General features: G+C 36.6%; 3 protein-coding genes and 1 pseudogene. 2 read left to right on the top strand and 2 right to left on the bottom strand.

All coding sequences use genetic code 11. From position 1 onward, the window contains the following. The first annotated feature begins 360 nt into the window (after positions 1 to 360). A complete protein-coding gene (locus AC07NP_RS21720) occupies positions 361 to 585 on the top strand; it encodes a hypothetical protein (RefSeq protein ID WP_494661696.1) in 225 nt (74 codons plus the stop codon). Positions 586 to 815: 230 nt separating this feature from the next. Here the strand turns inward: AC07NP_RS21720 and AC07NP_RS21725 are convergent, their stop codons facing one another. After that, on the bottom strand, positions 816 to 2,282 hold the full coding sequence (locus tag AC07NP_RS21725) for a hypothetical protein (protein WP_494661697.1): 1,467 nt from the start codon (positions 2,280 to 2,282) through the stop codon (positions 816 to 818). A 412-nt stretch (positions 2,283 to 2,694) separates the two neighbouring features. Then, positions 2,695 to 4,494 carry a hypothetical protein gene (locus AC07NP_RS21730; protein WP_494661698.1) on the bottom strand — a complete coding sequence of 600 codons (1,800 nt, stop codon included), beginning with the start codon at positions 4,492 to 4,494 and terminating at the stop codon, positions 2,695 to 2,697. 350 nt (positions 4,495 to 4,844) lie between these two features. Here AC07NP_RS21730 and AC07NP_RS21735 point away from each other — a divergent pair. Beyond that, a pseudogene (locus AC07NP_RS21735) lies at positions 4,845 to 5,015 on the top strand (IS3 family transposase); the annotation flags it as partial. Positions 5,016 to 5,095 lie beyond the last annotated feature (80 nt).

Consider the following 5,095-nt stretch of genomic DNA (forward strand, 5'->3'; position numbering starts at 1 on the left):
CTGGTTTTGTCATGAGTCACCTCTGATTGAGAGTTTACTCACTTAGTCGCGTGTCCACTATTCGCGGGTAAGATCAGAAGCATTGCAAGAGGCCACGGACAGCGCGGATGCCGTGAGCAGCACGTTTGGTACCGGATTTGCGTACCCTATTTATGGCGCTGGGCGTCATGCTGCTGGTCACGGGCTACAAGATACTGCAGCGTTAAACCCGACGGCCCTGTGGGTTGGGAAAAAAGCCGATGCTGGCGCACCGGCCATCCCCTTCGCCTGCACTTTCTCTCTTCGGGGAGCTGTCTCTCTGTCTTCTCTGTTAGCTGTAGGGGCAGTGAATATGGTTGTTGGATTGACGCCTGAGGTTAAGTGGCAGAGTGGCGGGCGACGTTTTTCAGTGTGGTTGGGGAAAAATGCGATTATAAGCGTATGGCCCCCTTCGGCCCCCCGGCGAGCCAGGTCGTCAACCCAACTGCGCTAGCCGACAAAGCCGGTAAGCTCCGCCAAACCGCGAAGGGATGCGTTTCAGGCCTGACGGCTGGGGGTCTGATGGCAACGACCGGTCTCAGCCTGATGCCAGCGATTCTGGCCTAAATAATGAAAGGTATAACGTAAGGCTACAAGTTTTTTATTCATACACTAAGGTTTGGTGCTAATTATTCGCACTTGCTCATGCAAACGAAAATGGTTTTATTATATGGCGTAACTAAATAATACATTTTAAGTTTGATAAAAATTAAAGGTGTTTTTATCCAGGAGTGTGTTAGTGCGATTACACTAACACAACTACTACAAATAAAAAACATCCTAAAACTATAGTTATTCTATGCACCTTGATTGGGTTCGATCATACTCAGCGTTTTTGCTATTTTATTTATTTCATCATCATTATCCAAAAATGAGGCGTCTTTTATTACTACAGTACGCTCTTCTTGTAATAGCTCACTTATTTGTTCTTCAATAAAATCCAAAGCTGGCATTATTATCTGGATGTCTCGGGAAAAAATAACTTTTGCATCTTCTATTCTGTTGAATCCATTATGTATATGAGTGAAGATTTTCTTTTTGAACTGTATGTCTTCTGGATTTCCCACTAACTGACTAAAATCACCTTTCATAACCCTTTCGCTTGTTTCAAAGAGTTGCACTGCTATCGAGTCGATTAATCCCTTTTTGGACAGAGAGGCTTGTTCATAAAACTTGGTCACTAATTCTCTTGGCAACTTCCTTGATAAGACTTTAATAGACAGCCTCTGAAATAGGTAAGGCGCCACTACACCCACACTGAAAGGGTGAATTTTCCCTAGGTTTAATAACTTTATTGTGACGTTTTCATAAGTTAGTTCATTGATTTTACTGTTTATAAATTCCATTAAATACTTATCTAATGATAATGTTACCGACGCAACCGCTTCCATCACTTGTTTGAACGGCTCACCTTTCAAGGATTTAAAAAACTCTTTGTTATAACCAAAGAAATCCACAAACCCTAAATTTATTCGATTTTCTTCTTTAGTATTTGAAATGCGATTTTGAAGTTGTTTTAAGTCTTCATCGGTCAAGTATTTTAAACCATAGTCATCAAGCGCATTACGTATAACTTTATCTGCAGATTCTAAGTCGATTACAGTTTTTACATTAAAAAACAATGATAACAATGAATCATGCTTATGAACTCGCAAGGTCAAATCTGTTGCATTTGATGCTGTTACACTTATCCGTTTCAAAAGATCAATAACTTTACTAACTGGTAGGTTGTTTTCAAAAATTTTGAATGACTCATATTCAGATACAACATCTTTTGTATACTTACTGATAGCATCAGACTGTATTTCTTTCTCAATTTCAGTTGAATAAGAATGAATTAGTGAGTTTGTAGTTTCAGCGAGATCATTTGACACGTACAACTTATATTCGAAACAATCAGGCTCAGGAAGTAAGTTGTTGTCAATAATGGAAAACAATAAAAATTTAATTATTTCTCTTAATGCTTGCGGTCTAGATATTCTACCTTGCAGTTTTTTACATTGAATTAAACCACTTACAGCACCGTTATGGTACAGTGAGCAGTCGCGTCCCCTTTCAGAAACACCTTGCATCAAAGATATGGAAGTTATATTATTATGCTTGCCATCTTCAATTTCGTTTTTAACTAACAAATAACATAGTAACTCAAATTCTCGGTCACCTAATTCTGAAAAGGGAAGCAATCCGATGCCAGAATCTATAGTCCATGGTCTATATCCTGATTGAGCTTCGATATTAATTTGTTCGTCGCTTATTTTTTTCATTTAAATCTCTCCCTAGTGTTATTGACCTGCTCCCTGTATTGTAACAGGGGATGATGATAAGGTGTATCTCTCGAGCTATCAGCTCGAAAAATAAGTGATTGGAAGTTACTCCTTATACTATTTTAATGTTTAAATAAAAACCAATTGTGAGTGCTCATTATAGCTTGAAGACATTTTCGACACAGTTCTAACCATATAATATTGTACAATATGACAGTTACGGAACACACCATGGTAATGTCTGTTATTGGCACTGAACAGCCTTCGGGTCTGCTATGAGCGAAAAGCTGAAGTTCGCAAGGCATTAGTTACATCGCTGTGCCTTGAATAACGAGGAAGTCAGTTCATTCACAAACTATAAAATGAAACTCATTAAACAAGACAAGGATAGCTTTATCCTTGTTTTTATCTTTTAATTTGCACAGTAAATAATTGGGATCACCGAAGCATCTCTCGCAGCATGAGAGAAGGATGACAATATCCAAAGAAGCTGAGTAATATGTCCCCCAACTTTTTGTCCTTGTTTAATTTTAAGAAGCTCAGTTCTAATTGTACCTTCTGAAATAAATGAACAGCTTATAATACATTTTCGATGTAGTTTGTAGTCAGTAAATAATGCATTCAAATAGTTTTGAAAGTTGGCTAAATTTCCTTTTCTTGTCCTACTTATTTTTGTGAGACATTTATTAGCTTTATAAAACTGTGAAAATGCACTCGTGGCTTTGCTATTAAAATCATCTACACCGGAGTTCATATATCCTAAATTTTTGATAGCTTGCCCAACGACATCATGAAGGTTGCTGGCTGAGGTACTTTTAAGTCCATGCTTAGAATGGATGAAATTAATACAGGAATCTTTTGCATTAAATGTAATATGATCAGCCCATTCAGTACCTAAATCATCACAGAATATATAATTATCTTTCCTGTGAACATGCTCGACTAAATTGAACATGGAATTTCTAGAAAAGTTGACACTGTTACTTTTGAACACTCCTTTCTCGCTTGATACATTGGTCATTCCGTTTATAGGGTGGAGCATTTTTAGTATTGCATCGATCTCTGAAACTCCAGAGACGTCTTCAAAACAGTTTCCAAGGTAGTACATGAACTTATGATCTGTAAAAGTAACACTATAGAATCCATTCTTCATTATGTAGTTTTGCAATGTTATATCTTGACCGCCAACATAAACCTTAAGCGTTCTCAAAAAACTCGAATCAAATGTAATTGTTTTATTTACATTTATACGAGCATTTCCTAATGCACAAATTATTTTCCCCTGAGAATTAATTGGAAAAACCCGTTCGAGGTAACGAAGAAGGTTTTGCTCCTGTTTGTCAGTCAAAGTAGCCTGAGTTTTTGTTCCATTAACAGTAGATGGATATTTAATACTTAACTTATTTTCTTTTAGATGATCGTATAAAGATGAACTCTCAATTAATATAGCATTAGGAGCAACCCCACTTTTTATTACTTCCTTGAGGTCTTTAGCCTTTGCAAAGGCATCTAAAAAAGCCTTGTCGTGCCCACCATTTTTTATTAAATTTAATTGTTGATGCACCCACGATGCAATATGGTCAAATGAAACTCGATGACTTGATTCAACAAGACGTCCAGTTCCTGATATAGTTTTTATTGTTGTGCCATGACGATATTTTATAAAAGATGGTATAGACCTCCCTGCAGCGTGTGTTGAAAATGTTCCTTTCAGATCTGCTGCTTCGTAGGAACGACTTCTAATAGCTTTGTCTGATACAGTCATGTTACGGAGTGATATTTTTTGATAAGCGACATCTGAATCATTGAAAGTATTAGTAATGGCACTTCCGGAAAACAATTGGAAGTATTTATCAACGCAATCAGATATATTAGAACAGCTTTTCTTGACTATTGCAAAATGCTTATCAAATTCAAATATAATAATGTATGCATATATACGATCTTGATACTTGGCATCAAACTCATCACTATCAAAGAAATAAACATCTTTTAGCGTAGGAAAAACAAGAATGGAGTAGATATATGGTATATTCTCATCCATGAGAACACCTTCACTTCGTGTCACATCAATAATTTTACCTTCACTTTCATCAATATTTAAACATGACTCGCTTAATATCTTATTGATAATATTTTCGATAGTCTCATTTAAATCATCCTTCAGCACATAAAACTGTGCATTTTTAGTTAATACTAATTGTTCTATCATTGCTGAGACCTTAATTGTAGAGTGCAAAAATTATATAAGCGGTGAATTATAGTGGATTTTGTAAAAAAAGTATGCCTGCTTTAAATAGTAGTTTCGCACCATCAAAAATGGTAAAAAAACTATCAATATCGATAGCATAATCAGTAATACCTATCAATTAGAGAATGAAATTACCATTTTATTCTGTTCTTTTTGTCTCGTAATACAAAACAGGTGTAAACAGGAATAGCTGTAATTCCAAAGAATAATGGAAAAAGGATGGTAATAGTATACATTAATATATAACAATAAAATGCATAGCTCCCAATCATGATAGTAACAATAGGGAAAGCCAAAAATCTAGAGGTGCTTGGAATCATAGACGTGTACAACGGATTTATTGCCATCTGAAACTGAATTTTCGTCGCATAGGAAAACAACATCTGCCGATGCGTAATTTGGTGCCTCTGACAATACCGGAATCTCTGGACCAGGGCTGGTCCATCTTTTTTATGCACGATGCGCTGGTCTGTGGCAGACGCTCAGTGATCTTACCCGCGAATAGTGGACACGCGACTAAGTGAGTAAACTCTCAATCAGAGGTGACTCATGACAAAACCAG

The sequence above is a fragment of the Citrobacter sp. GW821-FHT07H02 genome, assembly GCF_059418505.1.